Origin of the sequence: Kitasatospora phosalacinea, from assembly GCF_000717185.1 — a bacterium.
GTDB lineage: Bacteria > Actinomycetota > Actinomycetes > Streptomycetales > Streptomycetaceae > Kitasatospora > Kitasatospora phosalacinea_A.
Window position 1 is genome coordinate 57,262 of sequence record NZ_JNYE01000003.1, and the last position, 20,484, is coordinate 77,745.

At 71.8% G+C, this 20,484-nt stretch carries 19 protein-coding genes; 13 read left to right on the top strand and 6 right to left on the bottom strand.

From position 1 onward, the window contains the following. Positions 1–7: 7 nt before the first annotated feature. A complete protein-coding gene (locus OO57_RS02220; RefSeq protein ID WP_033250586.1) occupies positions 8–562 on the bottom strand; it encodes a flavin reductase family protein in 555 nt (184 codons plus the stop codon). Between the two features lie 234 nt (positions 563–796). Between OO57_RS02220 and OO57_RS02225 the strand changes: the two genes are divergently transcribed. Continuing rightward, entirely contained in the window at positions 797–2,575 is a 1,779-nt protein-coding gene (locus OO57_RS02225) for a sensor domain-containing diguanylate cyclase (protein ID WP_033250514.1), read from the top strand. Between the two features lie 89 nt (positions 2,576–2,664). Then, positions 2,665–3,621 (top strand): hypothetical protein, encoded by a 957-nt coding sequence (locus OO57_RS02230; RefSeq protein ID WP_033250515.1) that lies wholly within the window; start codon positions 2,665–2,667, stop codon positions 3,619–3,621. Positions 3,622–3,660: 39 nt separating this feature from the next. Here the strand turns inward: OO57_RS02230 and OO57_RS02235 are convergent, their stop codons facing one another. The 4 genes from OO57_RS02235 to OO57_RS02250 all read right to left on the bottom strand — a co-directional run bounded on the left by OO57_RS02235 (position 3,661) and on the right by OO57_RS02250 (position 7,795). Then, entirely contained in the window at positions 3,661–4,518 is an 858-nt protein-coding gene (locus tag OO57_RS02235) for a class II fructose-bisphosphate aldolase (protein ID WP_033250516.1), read from the bottom strand. A gap of 103 nt (positions 4,519–4,621) precedes the next feature. After that, positions 4,622–5,797: an N-acetylglucosamine-6-phosphate deacetylase gene (gene nagA, locus OO57_RS02240; protein WP_033250517.1), complete on the bottom strand. Its 1,176-nt coding sequence runs from the start codon at positions 5,795–5,797 to the stop codon at positions 4,622–4,624. Further along, a complete protein-coding gene (locus tag OO57_RS02245) occupies positions 5,794–6,726 on the bottom strand; it encodes an ROK family protein (RefSeq protein ID WP_033250518.1) in 933 nt (310 codons plus the stop codon). Before OO57_RS02245 ends, nagA begins: the two co-directional genes overlap by 4 nt. A gap of 148 nt (positions 6,727–6,874) precedes the next feature. Beyond that, on the bottom strand, positions 6,875–7,795 hold the full coding sequence (locus OO57_RS02250; protein WP_033250519.1) for an SIS domain-containing protein: 921 nt from the start codon (positions 7,793–7,795) through the stop codon (positions 6,875–6,877). 184 nt (positions 7,796–7,979) lie between these two features. On the opposite strand from OO57_RS02250, the gene OO57_RS02255 reads away from it, so the two are divergent. The 10 genes from OO57_RS02255 to OO57_RS02300 all read left to right on the top strand — a co-directional run bounded on the left by OO57_RS02255 (position 7,980) and on the right by OO57_RS02300 (position 19,414). After that, positions 7,980–8,768, top strand: a complete 789-nt coding sequence (locus tag OO57_RS02255) for a DeoR/GlpR family DNA-binding transcription regulator (RefSeq protein ID WP_033250520.1) — start codon at positions 7,980–7,982, stop codon at positions 8,766–8,768. Between the two features lie 191 nt (positions 8,769–8,959). Beyond that, positions 8,960–10,222 carry an extracellular solute-binding protein gene (locus tag OO57_RS02260; RefSeq protein WP_234337184.1) on the top strand — a complete coding sequence of 421 codons (1,263 nt, stop codon included), beginning with the start codon at positions 8,960–8,962 and terminating at the stop codon, positions 10,220–10,222. Positions 10,223–10,260: 38 nt separating this feature from the next. Then, positions 10,261–10,491: a DUF3263 domain-containing protein gene (locus OO57_RS02265; protein WP_033250521.1), complete on the top strand. Its 231-nt coding sequence runs from the start codon at positions 10,261–10,263 to the stop codon at positions 10,489–10,491. Between the two features lie 65 nt (positions 10,492–10,556). Next, the gene (gene otsB / locus OO57_RS02270; protein WP_033250522.1) at positions 10,557–11,402 is read left to right on the top strand and encodes a trehalose-phosphatase; all 846 of its coding nucleotides are present in this window, start codon (positions 10,557–10,559) and stop codon (positions 11,400–11,402) included. A gap of 336 nt (positions 11,403–11,738) precedes the next feature. Further along, positions 11,739–13,430: a recombinase family protein gene (locus OO57_RS02275; protein WP_033250523.1), complete on the top strand. Its 1,692-nt coding sequence runs from the start codon at positions 11,739–11,741 to the stop codon at positions 13,428–13,430. Between the two features lie 1,859 nt (positions 13,431–15,289). Then, positions 15,290–16,225 carry a major capsid protein gene (locus OO57_RS02280; protein WP_033250524.1) on the top strand — a complete coding sequence of 312 codons (936 nt, stop codon included), beginning with the start codon at positions 15,290–15,292 and terminating at the stop codon, positions 16,223–16,225. A 187-nt stretch (positions 16,226–16,412) separates the two neighbouring features. Beyond that, a complete protein-coding gene (locus tag OO57_RS02285) occupies positions 16,413–17,642 on the top strand; it encodes a helix-turn-helix domain-containing protein (RefSeq protein WP_033250525.1) in 1,230 nt (409 codons plus the stop codon). 360 nt (positions 17,643–18,002) lie between these two features. Then, positions 18,003–18,479, top strand: a complete 477-nt coding sequence (locus OO57_RS02290; RefSeq protein ID WP_033250526.1) for a hypothetical protein — start codon at positions 18,003–18,005, stop codon at positions 18,477–18,479. 213 nt (positions 18,480–18,692) lie between these two features. Continuing rightward, complete coding sequence (locus tag OO57_RS02295; RefSeq protein WP_033250527.1) at positions 18,693–18,890, top strand: hypothetical protein; 198 nt, start codon at positions 18,693–18,695, stop codon at positions 18,888–18,890. Continuing rightward, positions 18,890–19,414: an NUDIX domain-containing protein gene (locus OO57_RS02300; protein ID WP_051776402.1), complete on the top strand. Its 525-nt coding sequence runs from the start codon at positions 18,890–18,892 to the stop codon at positions 19,412–19,414. Before OO57_RS02295 ends, OO57_RS02300 begins: the two co-directional genes overlap by 1 nt. Positions 19,415–19,488: 74 nt before the next feature. Here the strand turns inward: OO57_RS02300 and OO57_RS40585 are convergent, their stop codons facing one another. Beyond that, complete coding sequence (locus OO57_RS40585; RefSeq protein WP_324606762.1) at positions 19,489–19,800, bottom strand: winged helix-turn-helix domain-containing protein; 312 nt, start codon at positions 19,798–19,800, stop codon at positions 19,489–19,491. Positions 19,801–19,932: 132 nt separating this feature from the next. On the opposite strand from OO57_RS40585, the gene OO57_RS02305 reads away from it, so the two are divergent. Then, entirely contained in the window at positions 19,933–20,358 is a 426-nt protein-coding gene (locus OO57_RS02305) for a hypothetical protein (protein WP_033250528.1), read from the top strand. Positions 20,359–20,484 lie beyond the last annotated feature (126 nt).

Here is a 20,484-nt window from a genome sequence, read left to right on the forward strand (position 1 = left end):
CGGGCCGTCAGCCGAGCTGCCGGTAGCCGCCGCGCAGGTACAGCAGCGGGCGCCCGGCGGGGGACGGCACCCGGGCGGACAGCACGCGGCCGAGCACCAGGGTGTGGTCGCCGGCCGCGATCCGCTGCTCGGTGCGGCACTCCACGGTGGCCAGCGCGCCGTCGATCAGCGGGGCGCCGCTGTGCGGGCCGCGGTGCCAGGCGGCGTCGGCGAACAGCAGCCGGTCGCCGAGCCGGCCCTTCATCGCGAACCGGGAGGCCAGCGTGCGGTGCTCCTCGCCGAGCAGCGACACCGCCCAGGTCTCGGCCCGGGCCAGCAGTTCGTCCATCCGCGAGTCCTCGCGGACCGAGACCAGCACCAGCGGCGGCTCCAGCGACACCGACAGGAACGAGGTGGCGGTCATGCCCGCGTCCTCGCCGTCCCCGGGGTCGTGCACGGTCAGCAGCGAGACGCCCGCGGCGAGCTGCCCGAGGGCGGCCCGGAACTCCTCGGGGGTGGCGCCGGCCGCCGCCGCGGGGGCGGGGGCCGCGGGGGCGGCGGGGGACTGCTGGGAGCTGTACACGTACCGCACGGTAGTCGCCGGTCGGGCGCGCCGGTATCGGGCCGTGGTCGTAGTCCGGTCGTAGGTCCGCCCGGTCCCGGGTCGCAAACTCCTTGATCATTATGTGATTTGAGTCACAGTCACCGGCTATTGCTGACCGAGCGTGCCTATCGCAGTGCTCCCTGTGATTCAGTTCTTCTGGCAATCGGACGACAACCTTTCAAGAACCATCCGAAGCAGCCGGGGAGCCCCCGCATGGAAGCCGAGTCGGAGCCCTACGTCCGCCTCGCGACCCTCCGCACCTTGCACCGGGTCGTGGCGGACCTCAACGCTGCCCGGAGCCTGGCGGGGACCCTGCAGGCGGTCGTCGAGGGCGCGGTCCACGGGCTCGGGTTCGACGCCGCCGCGGTCAGCCTGGTCCGCCCCGACGGCGACCTGGTGGTCGCCGCCGTCTGGGAGATCGAGGAGAGCGCCTTCGGCGGCCCCGCCGTCCTGCTCGGCCAGGTCGGATCGCGCGAGTCCTGGGAGCGGATGCTCCAGGTCGCCGACCACTGGGGCACCCTGCGCTTCCTGCCGCACGACCGCGGCTGGGCCATCGCCACCGACGTCCCCACCTGGACCGGCGACGGCCCGATGCCCGTCTACGGCAACGACTGGCACCCCTCCGACGTCCTGCTCGCCCCGATGTACAGCGCCGGGGGCGACCTGCTCGGCATCCTCTCCGTCGACCGCCCGCGCAGCGGCAAGCGCCCCGGCGCCTGGACCCGCGAGGCCCTGGAGATGTTCTCCCTGCAGGCCTCCATCGCCATCGGCAACGCCCGGCTGCGGGCCGAGATGCAGCGCGCCCTGGCCCGGCTGGAGAAGGAGCAGCAGGCCCTGCGGGCCAGCGAGGAGTCCTTCCGGCAGGCCTTCGAGTACGCCCCCAGCGGGATGGCCATCACCGAGCTGCACGGCGAGGCCACCGGCCAGCTCAGCCGCGTCAACGACGCCCTGTGCCGCCTGCTGGGCCGCCCCCGGGCCGCCCTGCGCCAGCAGCGCTTCGTCGACCTGGTCCACCCCGACGACCTCGACCTGCTGCGGCGCACCAGCGCCGAGGGCGGCCGGGCCGAGCTGCGGCTGTCCCGGCGCGACGGCAGCTACCAGTGGGTCTGCCTGCGCAACTCGGTGGTCGCCGACGCCGCCGAGGGCCCCAGCTTCCTGCTCACCCACGTCGAGGACATCGAGGACCGCAAGCGGCACGAGCTGCAGCTCGCCCACCGGGCCAGCCACGACGCGCTCACCGGCCTGCCCAACGGCGCCGAGCTGCGGGCCCGGCTCGCCCGCCGGCTCTGTCCGCTCGCGCCGCCCCCCGGCCAGGCACCCCCGGGAGCGCCCCAGCAGGGCGCCCACGCCGCCCCGGACGGCCGACCGGCCGCCGAGGTGACCGCACCCCCCGCGCACGGCTACGCGGCCCCCGACGGGGCCCTGGAGCGCGACCGGGCCGCCTTCGCCGCCGGGGAGGTGCTGCAGCACACCGGCGTCCCCGCCCACCACGTGCACGCCGTCGTCCCCGCCGAGCAGCCCCCCGGCGACCTCTGGCACGGCCACCGCCGCGGCGCCCCCGGCGGGGAGCGCGGCCTCGCCGTCCTCTACTGCGACCTCGACGGCTTCAAGCTGGTCAACGACCGGCACGGCCACAACACCGGCGACGCCGTCCTGATCGAGATCGCCCGCCGCCTCCAGCAGGTCGTCCGGGAGGGCGACACGGTCGCCCGGATGAGCGGCGACGAGTTCGTCGTCCTCGCCGACAACATCGGCCGCGAGGAGGCCAAGGAGCTGGCCGGGCGGCTGCGCGGCGCGATCCTGCCGCCGATGCGGATCGACAACCGGGCGGTGCGGGTCGGCGTCAGCCTCGGCATCGGCTGGGCCGGCTGCGGCATGAGCATCGACGAGGTGCTGCACTCCGCGGACGAGCGGATGTACGACGAGAAGCGCACCCGCGGCGGCGCCGCCCGGGGCTCGCGCGGCGAGCGCTCGCACCGCCGGGCGGGCTGAGGCCGGACGGTCCACCGCTTGCCCCCCGCTCACCGGGGACAGGTAGGGTGCCCTGGGTACGAGAGCAACCAGTCCAGTGGGAGTCGAACGTGACCACGCCCGGCAACAGCGGCGCAGCGCCCGAGGGCGCGGGCGAGGAAGACCCCTTCGCGTACCTGTACCGCCCGGCGGAGGGCGAGCAGCCCGCCGCCGCCGACCGCCCCCGCAGCGGGTACCAGCGCCCGATGGAGGTCGGCCGCGCCACCTACGGCGAGCGGCCCGCCTACCCGCAGGCCCCGCAGCCCGGGTACGGCCCGGGCCCCGGCGGCGCGCCCGGCTACGGCGGCCCCGGCCAGGAGGCCACCACGGCGCTGCCCCAGCAGCCCCGGTACGCCGAGCGCTCGCGCCCGCGGCCCGGCGAGGACCGGCCCGCGGGCCGCGGCAAGGCCGCGATCATCGGCGCCGTCGCCGTGGTCGCCGCGATCGCGATCGGCGCGGGCGTCGCGCTCTCCACCGGCGACCCGGGCGGCAAGCCGGCGGCCGACCCGACCGGCAAGGCCGTGCCGACCGCGGCCGCGAACGCCGGGAACAGCCCGAGCGCGCCCGCGAGCAGCGCCGCGCCCAGTCCGGGCGCCGCGACCGAGCCGATCACCGACGCGGTCAAGCTGCAGGCGACGGGCGCCGCGACCGACAGCACGGTCAAGGGCGCGATCTCCGCCGACGGCAGCTACCTCGTCCTGCAGGCCGGGTCGACGTTCACCTGGACGGTGAACGCGGACGCCGAGGGCAAGGCCAAGTTCTGGCTGCACTTCAACAACACCGGCACCGACCAGCCCGCGCAGGTCACCGTCAACGGCAAGGACCACACCGGCGGCGTGACCTTCAAGAACTACTCGAAGAACGGGTCGGCCGACCCGGCGTACTCCTGGTTCAGCACCAACATATGGCCGGTGCTGCAGGCCGGGTCGAACACCATCACGCTGACCGTCCCGGCCGGGGCGGGCAACCCGGTGCTGCTGGACCAGGTCGCGCTGACGCCGATGAGCGTCAACGACTACCCGAAGTAGCGGCCGCGGCGCGGGGGAGGGTTCCCCCGCGCCCCCGGTTCAGGCCCGGCCGGAGACCACCCGGGCCAGGTGCTCGACGGTGGCCGCCATCGCGTCCCGGGCCGCGGCCAGGTAGCCGCGCGGGTCGGTGGCGGCGGGGTCGGCGGCCAGCCGGGCGCGGATCGCCGGGGTGCAGGCCAGGTTGAGCGCGGTGCCGATGTTGACCTTCACCATGCCCCCGGCGACCGCCTCGGCGAGCGCGGCGTCCGGGACGCCGGAGCTGCCGTGCAGGACCAGCGGGACGGGGACGGCGGCGGCCAGGGCGCGGATCAGGGCGTGGTCCAGGGCGGCGGTGCGGGTGGTCATCGCGTGCGCGGAGCCGACCGCGACGGCCAGCGCGTCCACGCCGGTGTCGGCGACGTAGCGGGCGGCCTCGGCCGGGTCGGTGCGGGCGCCGGGGGCGTGCGCGCGCAGCGGCGGCTCGCCGTTCTTGCCGCCGACCCGGCCGAGTTCGGCCTCCAGGTGCAGGCCGTGCCGGTGGGCCCAGGCGGTGGCCTCCGCGGTGGCCTTGACGTTCTCGTCGTGCGGGAGCGCGGAGGCGTCGAACATCGCGGAGGAGAACCCGGCGGCCGGGGCGGCGCGCAGCAGGTCCGGGTCCTCGACGTGGTCGAGGTGCAGCGAGACGGGGACGCGGGCGGCGGCGGCGACCTCGGCGCAGGCGCGGGCGATCGGCAGCAGCCGTCCGCCGCGGTAGGCGATCGCGTTCTGGCTGAGCTGCAGCACGACGGGCGTCCCGGCGGCCTCGGCGCCGGTGGCGACGGCCTCGGCGTGCTCCAGGGTGATCACGTTGAAGGCGGGCAGGCCGCGCCGGTCGTGGACGGCGGCGGCGAGCAGCTCGGAGGTGCGGGCGAGCGGCAAGGGGTGCTCCCGGTGGGGTGAGTAGCGGGGCGCAGGTTTCCGCTGCTCACCCGACCGCGAAGCGTGCCGGGAGGCCGGGCCGCCCGTGCCGGGCGGCGCCCGGTCAGGCCGGGTTGCCGGCCCGGGCGAAGCGGTCCGCGCCGACGATCCACTCGCCGCGGCGCATCACCGCGGCGAGTTCGTAGCTGTCGGAGTCGAGGACGACCAGGTCGGCGTTCTTTCCGGCCTCCAGGGTGCCGATGGTGTCGCCCAGGCCCATCAGGCGGGCGGGGACGGTGGACAGCGAGGTGACGGCCTGGTTCAGGGACAGGCCGAGGACGGTGACGGCGCGGCGGAAGGCGACGTCCAGGGTGAGGGTGGAGCCGGCGATGGAGCCGCCCTCGACCAGGCGGGCCACGCCGTCCTCGACCCGGACCTGCAGCGGGCCGAGCGGGTACAGGCCGTCGCCCATGCCGGCCGCGCCCATCGCGTCGGTGATCAGCGCGACGCGCTCGGCGCCGGCCGTGCCGTAGGCCAGCTCGACGACCGAGGGGTGCAGGTGGACGCCGTCGTTGACCAGCTCGACGGTGACCCGCTCGTCCTCCAGCAGGGCGACGATCGGGCCGGGGGCGCGGTGCTGGATGCCCGGCATCGCGTTGAACAGGTGGGTGGCCACGGTGGCGCCGGCGTCGATCGCCCGCAGGGTGACCTCGTAGTCGGAGTCGGTGTGGCCGACGGCGGCGATGATGCCGAGCTCGGACAGCATCCGCACCGACTCCAGGCCGCCGGGCAGCTCCGGGGCCAGGGTGAACATCTTCGTGTGGCCGCGGCCCGCGTCGGCGAGCTTGCGCACCAGCGCCGGGTCCGGGTCGCGCAGCAGGTCGGGGCGGTGGGCGCCGCACCGGTTGTGCGAGATGAACGGGCCCTCGAAGTGGATGCCGGCCAGGACCCCGTCCTCGACGAGCTCGGAGAGCACCGCCGCCTGGCGGCAGACCTCGTCGATCTCGCCGGTGACGGTGGAGGCCATCGTCGTGGTGGTGCCGTGCTCCAGGTGCGTGCGGGCGGCGGTGAGCGCCTCCTCGGCGATGCCGGAGGCGTACGAGGCGCCGCCGCCGCCGTGCACGTGCAGGTCGACGAAGCCGGGGACGACGGTGTACCCGGTCAGGTCGAGGTCGCTCGGCTCGGCCTCGCCGCCGAGGCCCGCGACGCGGGTGCCCGCGACGGAGATCCGGCCCGCGTCGATCACCCCGCCGGGCAGGACCAGTCGGGCTCCGGCCAGTGCAGTACGGTCCGCGGTCACGCGGTCACCTCCATGGAGAGCAGATCCCAGGCGAGCAAGCCGGCGCCCAGGGACGCGGCGGTGTCTTTGAGCATGGCCGGAACGACCTTCGGGGGCATCTGGAAGGTCAGGCGCTCGGTCACCGCGGCGCGCAGCGGCGCGAAGAGCGTGTCACCGGCCTCGGCCAGCCCGCCGCCGACGATCACCGTGGACGGGTCGAGCAGGCTCTGCGCCAGCACGATGCCGTCGGCGAGCGCGTCCACCGCTTCCTGCCAGACCGCGAGGGCCCGCGGGTCGCCGGCGTCGACGGCGGCCGCGCAGGCGGCGGCGTCGGCCTCCGGGTCGCCGCTGGCGCCGGCCCAGGCCCGGGAGACCGCGGAGGCCGAGGCCAGGGTCTCCAGGCAGCCGCGGGCGCCGCAGCCGCACTGCGGGCCGCCGGGGCGGACCACCACGTGGCCGATCTCGCCGCCGTAGCCGTGGGCGCCCGCCTCGATGGAGCCGTCGATGCCGATGGCGCCCGCGATGCCGGTGCCCAGCGCGATGAACAGGAAGCGCCCGACCCCCTGCCCGGCGCCGACCCGGCCCTCGGCGAGGCCGCCGGAGCGGACGTCGTGGCCGAGGGCGACCGGGATGCCGCCGAGGCGCTCGCCGAGCAGCTTGCGCATCGGCAGGTCCCGCCAGCCGAGGTTGGCGGAGAAGACCGCGATCCCGTTCCTCTCGTCGATCGTCCCCGGCACGGCGACGCCCGCCGCGAGGGGGGCGGCACCGAACCGGGTGCGGCCCTCCTGCGCCAGGTCGGCGGCGAAGTCGAGGATGGTGGCGACGACGGCGTCGGGGCCGTGCTCCCGCCCGGTCGGTCGGCGTGCTTCGAACAGCACGGAGCCGTCCTGGGCGACCAGCGCGGCCTTCATGCCGGTGCCGCCTACATCGAGTGCGATGACGTGCTTCACGGGGGACAGTTTCCCTTGGCCGGGTCTAAGAGGTCTAGTCCAGTTGCTCGATTGGTCTGGTCCTGAGAGGTGAGGTTTATCGCTCTTTGCCGCCTCCTGGGCGGTTTGGGTGGCGAAGCCGTTACCGGCCGTGCCGCAGGACGGGAGGTCAGCCGAGGACGATCGAGCGGGTCAGGTTGCGCGGCGCGTCCGGGTCCAGGCCGCGGTGCGCGGCCAGTGCGACGGCCAGCCGGTGCACCCGCACCAGGTCGGCCAGCGGGTCCAGGCCGCCCGGACCGGAGTCGGCCACCAGGCGGCCGCCGACCGCGGCGACCTCGTCGGCCAGGCCCGCGGGCAGCTCGCCGAGCATCCAGGCGGCCCGGCCCGGGGCGGTGATCGAGACCGGGCCGTGCCGGTACTCCATCGCCGGGTAGGCCTCCGTCCAGGCCAGCGCCGCCTCGCGCATCTTCAGGCCGGCCTCCTGGGCCAGGCCGTTGGTCCAGCCCGCGCCCAGGAAGGAGATCTGCTCCAGCGCCACCAGCTCGTCCGGCACCTGCCAGGCGACCGCCAGCTCGGCGTCCGCGGCCGCCTCGGCGACGGTGCGCACCCCGGCCGGGAGGGCCTCCTCCTGCTCCAGGTGGGCGCGGAGCAGGGCGAGCACGGTGGTGGCGAAGCGGGTCTGCACCACCGAGCGCTCGTCGGCGAAGCCCAGGTCGACCAGGTGGCCCGCGGCCGCGGCCACCGGCTGGTCGGTGCAGGCGGTGACCGCGGTGGTCGGCAGGTCGGTGCCGTCCAGCAGCCGCAGCACCTCGGTGGTGGTGCCGGAGCGGGTGATCGCCAGCACCCGGTCGTAGCGGCGCGCGCGGGGGAACTCGGAGGCGGCGAAGGCGTCGGTCTCGCCGTGGCCGCCCGACTCGCGCAGCGCGGCGTACGCCTGGGCCACGAACCAGGAGGTGCCGCAGCCGACCACGGCCACCCGCTCGCCGCGCCGCGGCAGGCCGGCCGGGCCGGTCGCGGCCAGGGCGGCGGCGGTGCGCCAGTCCTCGGGCTGGGTGGCGATCTCCTGGGCGGTGCGGGAGGGGTGCGGCATGGGTGAGGGCTCCTTCGGCTTCCCCGGGGACTGCGCACGGACGAGGGAGTTCCATGCGCAAAGCTGATTGATTTATAGCCGTTTCGCGCACGAGTGCGCAATGAGGGGGGTGGGGTCCGGGTGTGCGAAGCTGTCCCGACCGGGCGCGGGGCCGCCCGGGGCGAGCGCGGGAGGAGCGGGGACGGTGTCCAGGTACGAGCGGTGGAACGCGCTGCTGGAGCTGCTGGCCGAGCACGGCAAGCTGGAGGTCGACGAGGCCGCCGCCGCGCTGGACGTCTCGGCCGCGACCATCCGCCGCGACCTCGACCAGCTGGCCCGCCAGCAGATGCTCACCCGCACCCGCGGCGGCGCGGTCGCGCACAGCGTCTCCTACGACCTGCCGCTGCGGTACAAGACCGCCCGCAACGCCGACGCCAAGCAGCGGATCGGCGCCCTGGTGGCGGGCCTGGTCGAACCCGGCGAGGTGGTCGGCCTCAACGGCGGCACCACCACCACCGAGGTCGCCCGCGCGCTGGCCGTCCGCCCCGACCTGGCCGAGCACCCCGAGGGCGGCCGGCGCCTCACCGTGGTCACCAACGCGCTCAACATCGCCAACGAGCTGACGGTCCGTCCGCAGGTGAAGATCGTGGTCACCGGCGGCGTCGCCCGCCCCCAGTCGTACGAGCTGATCGGCCCGCTGGCCGCCCAGGTGCTCGGCGAACTCGCCCTGGACACCGCGGTGCTGGGCGTCGACGGGTTCGACGCCGGGCACGGCGCGACCGCCCACCACGAGGGCGAGGCGGCGGTCAACCGGCTGCTCGCCGAGCGGGCCCGGCGGGTGGTGGTGGCCGCCGACTCCTCCAAGCTGGGCCGCCGGGCCTTCGCCCGGATCTGCGGCCTGGAGGCGGTCGACACCCTGGTCACCGACGACCAGGTGCCGGACGCGGTGGCGGCCGCCTTCGCCGAGGCGGGCGTGACCGTCCTGACGGCCTGACGGTTCGAACGCTCCGGCGGGGCGACCGCCCTGACGGACCGGATGTCCGGATACCGGACGGTTGTGCAGTCCACGTTGCGCGGGGTGCAACACGATCTGACACTTCGATAACTTCCGCCCCCACAGGTCTGGACCACTGCGCACGGCAACTGCCAGGGTCGCCGCTGTCACCCTCCCGAAGGCGGTTCCCCTTGAAGCGATCAGCGCTGATCCCTCTCCCCCTCGCCGGATGCCTGCTCCTGGCCGGCTGCGGCGTCCTGCCCGGCGGAGGAGAGGTGACGCTCGACCTGGTCGCGGCCGACTACGGGACCGACGCCTCCAACAGCAGCAGCATCTACTGGAACAAGGTCGCCAGGGCCTTCGAGGCCGCCAACTCCGGCATCAAGGTGCACGTCGACGTGGTCGCCTGGGCCGACATCGACAAGCACGTCGCCGAACTGATCGCCAAGGGCGACACCCCCGACATCGTGCAGACCGGCGGCTTCGCCGACCAGGTCGCCGCCGACCGCCTCTACCCCGTCGGCGACGTGCTCTCCATGGAGGCCCAGGCCAACCTGCTCGGCTCCTTCAGCAAGGCCGGCCAGGTCCTCGGCAGCCAGTACGGCATCCCGTTCATCTCCTCCAGCCGGGTGTTCGTCTACAACAAGACGATCTTCGAGAAGGCCGGCATCGCCGAGCCGCCCGCCACCTGGGAGGAACTGCGCAAGGACGCCGACCTGATCCGCACCAAGCTCCCGAAGGTCACCCCGTACGCGCTGCCGCTCGGGCCGGAGGAGGCGCAGGCCGAGTCGATGATCTGGACGATGAGCGGCGGCGGCGCGATCTCCGACAGCGTCGGCAACTACACCATCGACAGCCAGGCCAACCGCGACACCTTCAAGTGGCTGCGCACCAACCTGGTCGACAAGGGCCTCACCTACGACGACCCCGGCAAGGTCAACCGGCAGGACGCCTTCACCGCCTTCACCAAGGGCGAGGTCGGCATGCTCAACGGCCACCCCGCCCTGATCAAGGCCGCGGCCGCGGCCGGCGTCCAGTACGGCACCGCCCCGATCCCGCGCCGGAGCAAGGACGTCAAGGACGTCACCTTCGGCGTGGCCGACTGGCTGATGGCCTTCAAGGCCAACGGGCACCGCGCCGAGATCAAGAAGTTCCTGAACTTCACCCTCAACAAGCAGAACACCCTCGACTTCGACGAGGAGTACAACATGCTCCCCGTCACCCAGGACACCCTCGAGGACATGTCGCAGAACCCCGCCCACCAGGACCTCACCCAGTTCCTGCAGAACCTGCCCACCGCCAGCTTCTACCCCTACGGCGACCCGTCCTGGGACAAGGTCAGCAGCATGATCAAGCAGAAGATCGGCGGCGCGGTGCGGTCCGGCGGCGACCAGGTGCTCGGCGAGCTGCAGTCGGCCGCCGGGGCCGAGGCGTCCCGCGCCCACCAGGGCTGACGCGGCGGGCCGACGGGGCGGGCGGCTAGCCTGGGGGCATGGCCGAACTGACCGAACGCGACCGGGCGGTGCTCGAACTGGAAGCGCGCGGGTGGCGGACCGCCGGGGCCAAGGAGCAGGCGATCCGGCAGGAGCTGGGCATCTCCGCCACCCGCTACTACCAGGTGCTCAACGCCCTGCTCGACCGCGCCGAGGCGCTTGCCCACGACCCCGTCCTGGTCAACCGGCTGCGCCGGGTCCGGCAGGCCCGGCGCGACGCCCGGCAGTGAGCCGCGCCGATCGCCGACAGCTGATCGCCGCCCGCCGCCGCCCGGCGGCCGGTAGCGTCGGGGTCATGGGAATCGCTGAACAGATCACGACCCAGGCGGGGCGGACCGGACTGGCGGGGCTGCTCGCCGACCCGAAGTCCGCCGTCGTGGGGCTCGACTTCGACGGCACGCTCGCCCCGATCGTCCCCGACCCGGACCGGGCCCGCGCCCACCCAGGGGTTCTCCCCGCGCTCACCGCGCTGGCCCCGCTGGTCGGCGCGGTCGTCGTGGTCACCGGACGGCCCGCCGCGACCGCCGCCGCGTACGGCGGTTTCGCCGCCGCCCCCGGCCTCGGACACCTCACCGTCCTCGGCCACTACGGCGCCGAGCGCTGGGACGCGAGCAGCAACGCCGTCACCGCCGCCCCGCCGCCGCCGGGGGTGGCCGCCGTACGGGAGGAACTCCCGGTGCTGCTGCGGGAGTTGGGCGTGCCGGAGGGGACGTTCGTGGAGGACAAGGAGCGCGCGCTGGCCGTCCACACCCGGCGGGCCCCCGAGCCGGACGCCCTGCTGGAGCGACTGCGCGGCCCGCTCGGCGAGTTGGCGCACCGGAACGGGCTGGTCGTGGAACCCGGCCGGATGGTCGTCGAGCTGCGCCCGCCGGGGGTCGACAAGGGCGTCGCCCTCCGCGGGTTCCTGGCGGAACGGGACGCGGGGCCGGTGCTCTTCGCCGGGGACGACCTCGGCGACCTCGCCGCCTACGCGGAGGTCGCCGCCCGCCGCGAGAGCGGCCACCCCGGCCTCCTGGTGTGCAGCGGACCGGTCACCGGCGAGCCCCCGGTCGCGGAGCTGGCCGAACGCGCGGACCTGGTCGTGGCCGGGCCGGCGGGGGTGGTCGACCTGCTGAACGGGCTGACGGAGCTGCTGAGCTAGGGCGGAGCCAGGGGAACGCGGGGGAGGAGCACGTCAGCGAGGTCGCGGGGCAGGGCAACTGACTGCCTGCTCCGCGACCCGGCTGTGCGTGCGCGGTCGGCCGCCGAGTGATTCGGGTTCACACCTCTGGAGTGAGCCCCCGTGTCGACCGCCATCACGCCCCTGACCAGCGGAAAGAATTCGTCCTACTCCTCTACTGGTATGGAGAACTTCAGCAACGGGGGACCTCTGGTTTCCCCAACCAGTGTGGCCAGTGACAGCGGCAGGCCATCGTTCCCCTCTTCCAACAGTGTGGGGACTTTCAGCAACAGCAGCCTTCCCGGTACCGAGCGCACCGTGTTCGCCCGGCCCCTCCGTGGGGTCCGGGCGATCCGTCTTTCGGTGATGAGGGACGAGACGACCAGCCCGGAGCGGCAGCGCGAGTCGTGCAACCTCGCCGCCGCGCTACAGAACATCGATTTCGGTGAGGGGGAGAACCTGCGTGAGGCCGTCGACCTCGCGGTGTCGGCGAGCAAGACCGCCCCCTGGCAGCGCCCGGAGTTGGGGGCGTGGCTGGCCCGTCCCGACGAGTGGGACGTGATCGTGTGGTGGCGCTTCGACCGTGCGGTACGCGGGCAGGGCGACATGCACGAACTCGCCAAGTGGGCGAGCGAGCACCGGAAGGTCATCGTCTTCGCCGAGGGCATCGGCGGCGGGGCGCAGGTCTACGACTTCCGCAACCCGATGGACCCCATCACGACCATGATGCTCAACCAGTTCGCGTTCGCGGCCGAGATGGAGTCGTGGGCGACGAAGGAGCGTGTGACGGGTGCGCACGCCGCCATGCGGACGATGAACTACCGGCACGCCAACGGTGCCCCCGCCTACGGCTACAAGATCGTGCCCATGCCCGCCGAACTCGGCGGCGTCGGTAAGACCCTGGTGCAGGACGAGAGCGCCGTGAGGGTGCTGCTGCGGATCATGCGGGACCTGTTGGACGGCGTTGCGGTGTACAAGATCTGTGCCGCGCTGACCGCCGAGGGGGTGCTGACGCCCCGCGACCACTGGTCCCACCTCAACGGCAAGCCGACCGGCGGCAAGGTCGGTGCCGGGCGCAAGGGCTCGAAGGTGGTCAAGGTGTTCCGCTGGACCCGGCAGCTCATTCGGCGCATCCTCACCACGCCCGCGCTGCTCGGCTGGAAGATGCACCGCGGCAACCCGGTCCGCAACGCGCAGGGCGAGCCGGTCATGGCCACCACCGAGCCGATCCTCACCCGCGAAGAGTTCGACGTGATCGGCGCCCTGTTCGAGGACAAGAAGCTCGGCGAGCAGAAGGAAGCCCCCGCCGACGCATCCCGGCTGCTCCACATCGCCCTGTGCGGGGCGTGCGAGGGCCCTATGTACAAGCAGGGCCGGGCCACCTCCCGCACCCAGCAGGACACCTACCGGTGCAGCAGCAGCGCCAACCACACCCCGTGCGCCGCCCCGACCACGATCCGGGCGGACTGGTTGGAGGAGTGGGCCGAAGCCCGGTTCCTGGACCTCGCCGGACGGATACCCGTGCTGAAGACGCTGATCACCCCCGGCTACGACCCGCAGCGGGAGATAGACGAGGTGGCGGCCGAGTACGACGCCCACCAGGAGCTGAAGGGACAGCAGCGCTCCCGTACCGCCCTCAAGTCGTGGGAGCAGCGTCTCGCTGCTCTTGACTCCCGCCTCGCCGAACTGGAGGCGACCCCGGCACGCCCGGAGAAGCGGGAGCGGTTCGCCACCGGGCAGACCCTCGCCGACGTGTGGACCACAGCGGATGACGAGACGCGCCGCGGGCTGCTGCTGGAGGCAGGGTTCCGGGTGTTCGTCGGCAAGGCCCGTCCGGGCGGCTGGAGGCGCCTTGACGAGTCCCGGCTGCGCCTGTCGGTGGTCGGCGATCTGGATCCGGCCATCGAGTCGTGGGCGGGGCTGCGCGACGAACTCGGCACGGGACCGGACGGCGCCCCCGCGGCGGGCAGCAAGATGCGGATCCACACGCCCGTGGACCTGGCCGCGTAGGCCGTCAGCGCCCGGGGTGGTGACGGGGTGACGCAGATGACGCAGAATCCAGGTTCTCTTTACACGCGAGTGTCTATAAGAAACTGGTTTTTGCCTCACCAGCGTCACCCCGTCACCACCGCTGGCCATCGTCCCCCTCTCTTACTTCCGGGAGGGGAGCGGGCGACCAGGACGGCAGCGCCCGGCGAGCGCTGGAACTCGTCCCCCTCCTCTACTTCCGGGAGAGGAGGGCACCGGACGCCCCGGGTGTTGCCGGTCGGTACTCGCAGGAATTCGTCCTTGTCCTCTACCAGTGAGAGGCAGAAGCGACCAGGGCAGCCGAGCACCGAAGGAGAGAACGCCCCACTCCCCACAACAGTGAGGGCAGCACGCACCAGGGGACGTCTGGTTTCCCATGCAAGTGAGGGCACAGAACAGCACCACCTCGCCCCTTCCCGGCTCCGGGCAGGGGCTTTTTCATGCCGCCGACACGGCAGCGAACCGGAGGAAGCACCGTGAGCATCCCGAACAGTTCCCGCTACACCGAGGAAGACCGCGAGACCCGCAGGCTCCGCTCCCGCGCTGACGCCTTCCGCTACAGCGCCCCCATGGAGCGGCTCGCCGAACTCAAGCGCGACCGCCGAACTGGACGGCGCAGTGAAGGCCGACAAGCACCGTCCCGAGGCAGAACAACGCTCCGAGGCGCCGAGGGCGGGACGGACGTCCGTACGCCTCGCAGAGCCCGTTTCAGGACCCGTCGGCGACGACCAGGCCGACACCCTCGCCCCGCCCCGTCAGCTTCCCGAGGCAGCCCTAGCGGCGTAGCGGACCGCCCTACAGCGTTCGGGGTGACGGGGTGACGCTGGAGACGGAAAATCTGTGTTCTCTTTACACGCGAGTGTCTATAAGAACCTGGTTTTTGCCTCACCAGCGTCACCCCGTCACCCCGGAGGGAATGTCTGGCCTCTCCTTAACAGTGAGGGGGAAGTTCGACACCGCCTCGGCCGAGGCCCTGCGACCAACTCGGGAGCACCTGCGGCAGGTCGAGGACCAGCACCGCGCGGCATGGGCGGACGTGCTCGATGCTGCCGTCAGCGTCGGGTGAGCCACAGGGCGGCAACGCTGCTGCCCAACGTCGCCGTGCTGAGGGCCCATGCTCGGATGCGGGAAGCGCGCGGCATGCGTCGGATGGTCAAGTGCAGCCCGCCCCAACGGAGTTCGAATTGCGGACGGCCGTTCAGTTGCTCGCTCATGCGTACTAGGTAAGCGAGTCGAGCTCTCGGCCGCGAGCCTCCGCAGGTAAGTCATATGGAAGGGTGGCCAACCAGAATGCCGCGAAAGCCCCGTCCCCCGTGCTCTGTCCCCGGGTGCCCCGAGCTGACCACGGGCGGACGCTGCCCGAAGCACCAGCGCGAGGCAGAGCAGCAACGAGGGGCAGCAGCAGAGCGCGGGTACGACGCCCGGCGCTGGGCCCGGATTCGCCGTGCCTACCTGTACGCCCACCCCTGGTGTCTCCTGTGCGCGAAGCAGGCGACCACCGTCGACCACCACCCGGAGTCGCGCCGCTCGCTGGTCGCCCGAGGTGTCGCCGATCCGGACGCTTGGCACCGGCTCCGCCCGCTGTGTACGCAGTGTCACAGCCGCGAGACGGCACAGCACCAGCCCGGAGGCTGGGCGAGCGAGCGCGTCAAGCCCCTCCGAGGCCCTGACCTGCGGTGATGCCCAGGGGGGTGACTCCCCTCCCCGGGCCAAAAGACCGGCAGGGAGGGAAAAAACTCTGATGGCTAATACAACCATTCTTGCGGAAATCCCAAGGAATCTTTCGTCCCTGCTGGGCCGAGTGGCCTTGCTTGAAATACCCACTGATTAGGAGAAACCATATGGCGCTCACCCTTGCCGAGTCCGCGAAGCTCTCGACCGAAGACCTTCAGAGGGGTGTGGTCGAAACCTTTGTCCAGGAGTCGCCGATCCTTGACCGGCTCCCGCTGATCCACTTCGAGGGCACTGCGTTCCGCTACAACGAGGAGTCCGCCCTTCCCGGGGTGTCCTTCCGCGCGGTCAACGAGGGGTATCCGGAGAGCGTGGGCGCAGTCAGCCCGCGTATCGAGACCCTGGCGATCCTCGGTGGTGACTCCGACGTGGACAAGTTCATCGTCAAGACCCGCGGCAACATCAACGACCAGCGCGCGATCCAGGAGACGCTGAAGGTCAAGGCCGCGTCCGTCCACTTCTCGGACCAGTTCTTCAACGGCGACACGCAGGTGAACCCGCTCGGGTTCGATGGCCTGCGTAAGCGCCTGATCGGGCGCCAGGTCCTCGACGCCAAGGGAGCCGGGCCGGTCGCAGGCGGCTACGACTTCTTCGACGCCCTGGACGCGCTGACCGCTCAGGTACGCGGGATCACCAGCCAGAACGGCGCGCTGTACATGAACGCCGCGATCATCGCGAAGATCCGCTCAGGGTTCCGCCGACTGGGCGGCTCCGAGCTGCTGACCGCCGAGATCCACGGCAAGGAGGTCACCATGTGGAACGGCATCCCCATGCTCGACCCCGGCCAGAAGCTCGACGGTACCGACGTCCTCCCCCTGACCGTCGGGAGCGGCGGCACGGAAACCGGTGACATCTACGCCGTGCGCTTCGGAAGCTCCGACGCCGATGCGGGCGTGACCGGCCTGACCAACGGCGGCATCCAGGTGACTGACCTAGGCGAGGCCCACGACAAGCCCGTGTACCGCACCCGCATCGAGTTCTACTGCGGCATCGCGCTGTTCGGCGGCAAGGCCGCTGCCCGTCTGATGAACGTACTCAACGGCTGACCCGCACCACGCTGACAAGCCCCGCCCCGTCCTCCCCTCGCTGGGTGGCCAGGGCGGGGCTTTCTGGCGTTTCTCGCGCACCTCGCGGACCAGGGCCAGACGAGACGGCTGCTCGTTACCAGGGGCCTGTATCCCGGATACTGTCCTCCTGAAGGGCAGGCGTCACCGATTGGCGGGAGGGGCGGCAATGTTGGACGAACGGGAGGCGATCGGGAAGCGCGTTCGTCGACAGCGGCTCCGCCTCGGGATGACCCAGGCAGACCTTGCGGCGAAGCTCCGGCGTTCGCAAGGGTGGGTGTCGAAGGTTGAGCAAGGGCGCATCGAACTCGACCGGGCCAAGCTCATCAACGAAGTTGCAGCAGCCCTGCACTGCCATCCGAACGATCTGATCGAGCGTCCGTTCATCGCTGGCAAGGCGTCAGAGAACCAGTGGCAGGTAGCCGCTGCTTCCATTCTGCGCGAGCTGCGTCGGTACGACCTGACGCCCACCTTCGACGGGCAGCCCCGTACTTCCCGGCAGTTGTGGCAAGAGACGGAGCGACTCCACCGTTTGCGGGACGCTGCCGCGAACGTCTCCATTCTGCGCGTACTGCCAGACCTGCTGCGCGAGGCGCAGGCCCTGGCAGAGGTCGCTACCGGGCATGAACGCGAAGAAGCGTTTGGCGTCTACGCGGTGTGCTGCAAGTTCGCTCACACGGCCGCACATGCGCTTGGGCACCCCGAGTTGGTGGCCATGTCATGCGAGCGGGCCAGTTGGGCAGCCGAGCGGTCAGGAGACGTCGTCCTGCCTGCTGTGGCAAGTTGGATGCGGGTCTGGGACATGTGGGCAACTGCTGACTGGCACGACGCAATTACCTTGTCAGACAAGGCACTTCAGGCGATCGAAGGGGAGTACGCCGCAGGGGAGCCGCTCGCAGTTCGAGCCTGGGGAACCCTCCAACTTCGTGCCGCTGTTTCGGCTGCACGGGCCGGGCTGCCCCAGGAGACCGAGGACCGCATTCGGATGGCGCGCACCGCCGCTGAGCGCATGGTCGTGAGTGAAGCCCCGGTCTTCGACAGGCACTCCCTGACCTTCTCGCCCGGAAACGTGCAGATCCACTCCATTTCTGTGCAGTTGGAGATGGGGGATCACGCCAAGGCCCTGCTGCTTCATGAGCGAGCCGACCATGAGCAGGTCGCCATACTGCCCGGCTCGCGGCGCGGCTACCACCACATGGACATCGCCCGCGCCTGGCTCTGGGACGGCAACAGGGACAGGGCCCTCGCGGAGTTGGAGAAGGCCGAGAAGATCGCGCCTCAGCTTGTACGGAATCACCCGGTTGCCCGCGCCACCCTTCGCAAGATCGTTTATGCGGAACGGACCGTCACCCGTGAACGGCTGCGTCGCATGTCCGACCGCTTCCACCTGGACGGATAGCGGTATTCCGCCGATTCATATTCGACCGTAGTCGCACGCATACTCTCGGTCGCATGGACGGACGACGGATCAGAGACCAGGAGGCGGCAGACCCCCCGCCGCCCTGGAGGCCCGGCCTTGGGGATCTTGCCTATGACACTGCCGTTCGAATGGTGGGTGTTGTGGTGGAGGTCCCCGGGGATGGTGTTTACGCCTACCACCTGAGTCCGCCCGCCGGTGGGAGCGAGTGGACGGCGGAACGCGGCGGCTCCACCCTTCGGCCCGTGAACACCAAAGCGGATGACGGTGCCTGATGACGCATCTGGAATCCTCTCGGGTGCCCCGGCGTGGTGACGTGCTGCACTGTTCGGAGGGGGCGGCGTGACCCGGGTGACGCTGGTGACGGGCACGCTGGTGCTCGGGGTGTGCGCTGTGCCGTCGGGTGTGGTGCTCGGGCTCGCACTGGCGGCGCCGAACGACGGCCGCCGTTGGTTGGCGTTCTTCGTCGCCCTGGCGCTCGCCATGGTCGGCGGCGCGTTCGGCCCGGACTGGGTGGAGGGGTGGCAGCGCCGACGGCATGCGACAGCACAGATTCGGCGCGCACTCCGTGACGGAGGACGTGTCGTACGGGTGGAGTACGTCCGAGCTGTCGGTTTCCTGCTGGAGATCGAAGGCACAGGCGATGACCACTTCGTCCCCGAGGACGATGCCGCAAGGCTCACCCGGCGGTGCGCCGAGGACGCCGCGCGCAAGTCGCTGGGCATCCCCGAGGACGTGCCGGTCACGCTGGTCATCACGTCAGAGGATGACTGGCTGCTCCGGCAGACGCGCGGCGTCGTGGTGCCGGTCGAAGACTGACGCTCACTGATCTTCCGGAGCGACCCTCCGCGTTCCGGAGCTTCGCCGGTCCCACCCGGCGCAGGGGCGCGCTGGTCGCGCCTCGGGGCGCCCCGCCCCCTTCTCCAGACAACAGGGCGGAGTGCCCCCTTTCCCAACTCCCTGCCCCGGTCGAGCCGTACGGCGGACAGCGCTCGACCGAGGGCGGGGCTCATAGACAACGAGGAGTAGCACATGGGCTTGTTCGGCAGGAGCAGCGGAAGCGGCGGCGACGGCAGCGGGAGCCACCCGAACGCCGACGCGATGAGCGACGACGAGTTCTTCGAGAACCTGGGCAACCTGACGGACGCCGTCCGCAACGGCCCGGTCGGAGAGACCACCGACGCCGCCGACGCCGCCGCCGCGAAGTTCGGCAACGACGGGCGGGCGTGATGGTGCACAGCGACATTCCGCAGGACAGCCACCCCGAACGCCGAGCGGGCTGCGTGGTCCTGGTCACGCTGGAGACGGACGACCCCGACGACCGGCGGAACGGCTCGGTGCTGCTGGTGGTGCCGTCCTACAAGACGCACCCGATCCTGCCCGGGGGCGCGGCACACAAGGGCGAGCTGATCGGGCACGCCGCCGCGCGGGAACTGCTGGAGGAAACCGGACTCGTGCGGGCGATCACGCGCGGCCTGGTGGTCGACCAGACCCCGGCAAACGACCAATCCGGCGCCCCCGAGGGCATCAACTTCGTGTGCGACGGCGGGACGATCTCCACGTCCGACGCCATGGCGATGGCCATCCCGGTGCAGTCCGAGATCACCGCGTTCGCGTGGGTGCACCCGGACCGGCTCCACCAGGAGCTACCCGCATACCAGGCGCGCCGGATCGAAGCAGCCTTGACCGCACGCGAGTTGAACATGGGGTACTCGCTGCTGTTCGAGGGCGAGACGTACGGCGCCGCTGCCTAGCAGTAGTGCAGCGCGCTTCCGATCGGCCCCGTCCGCAGACCAGTAGCGGACGGGGCCTCTACCTGCCGGGAGTACTACGCGCCAGCACTCGGCGGGGCTGCCCGGTCCGTGACGAACGTTCCCCGTGGGTGGCGCACAGTCACCCATCCTTGATCTTCGAGAAGTGCCACTGCCTGGCGGACGGTCGGGCGGGACACACCGTAGTGGTCGGCCAGCGCTTCCATGGGATCGATTGCACGGCGCGGTGCCCAGTCTCCTCGCTCGATTCGGGCCCGCAGGATGCCCGCTAGCTGCTCGCGCAGGGCTTCGGGCGCATCGCGGTCCACCAGGTCATCCGGGCCAAAATCCATGGTCAGACGGTATCTGGGACAGGTTGCCAAACGCATATCGTCAGGTCATGGCTATTTACATTGACTTACATTGAATGATGTAAAGGCGTATCGTCTGCCACGCAAGAACCCCCCGGGCGGCTACCCGGGGGGCTCAACGTCCGCACAGCTTTCGAGGAGCTGCCAGACATGTTCGATCGTATCGTCCTTGCCCTGCTCTGGGCCCTCTGCTGGGCTCTGCCGACTCGGCGCCGAGCCGTCCCGATGGAGCCCGAAGTGACGCCCGCGCCTACCTCGCTGCCCGTCTGCAAGCGGGTCCAGCCGATCCACCCTCACCACCTGCGCAAGACCATCCCGCCCCGGCCGTTCGAGCACCGGATCTCGCCGCGGGTTCTCCAGTGGGAAGCGACCCCGGAGCCCGAGCGGCGCGCGATCCTTGCCGAGCTTGCCGAGCGGGACCGCGTGGCGTGGCTCAAGCGTGAAGCAGAGATCCGGCGGCGCCGGGACACCCCCGCGGCACAACGGCGCCGACGGGTCGAGATGTTCGCCGCGGTGTCGGACCTGCCGAGCGTGGTCGAGTTCGAACTGAGCATGCGGGAGGTGCTGGCGGTATGAACGACACGACCAGCACCCCCGGGAGCACCGCCCCCGAACCGTCCGCCCGACGCTGCTGCCTCTGCGGAGCCGAGGGCCCCGAGGTGGCCATAGCGGGCACCGCAGAGCGGCCGAGCGGCCCCGCTA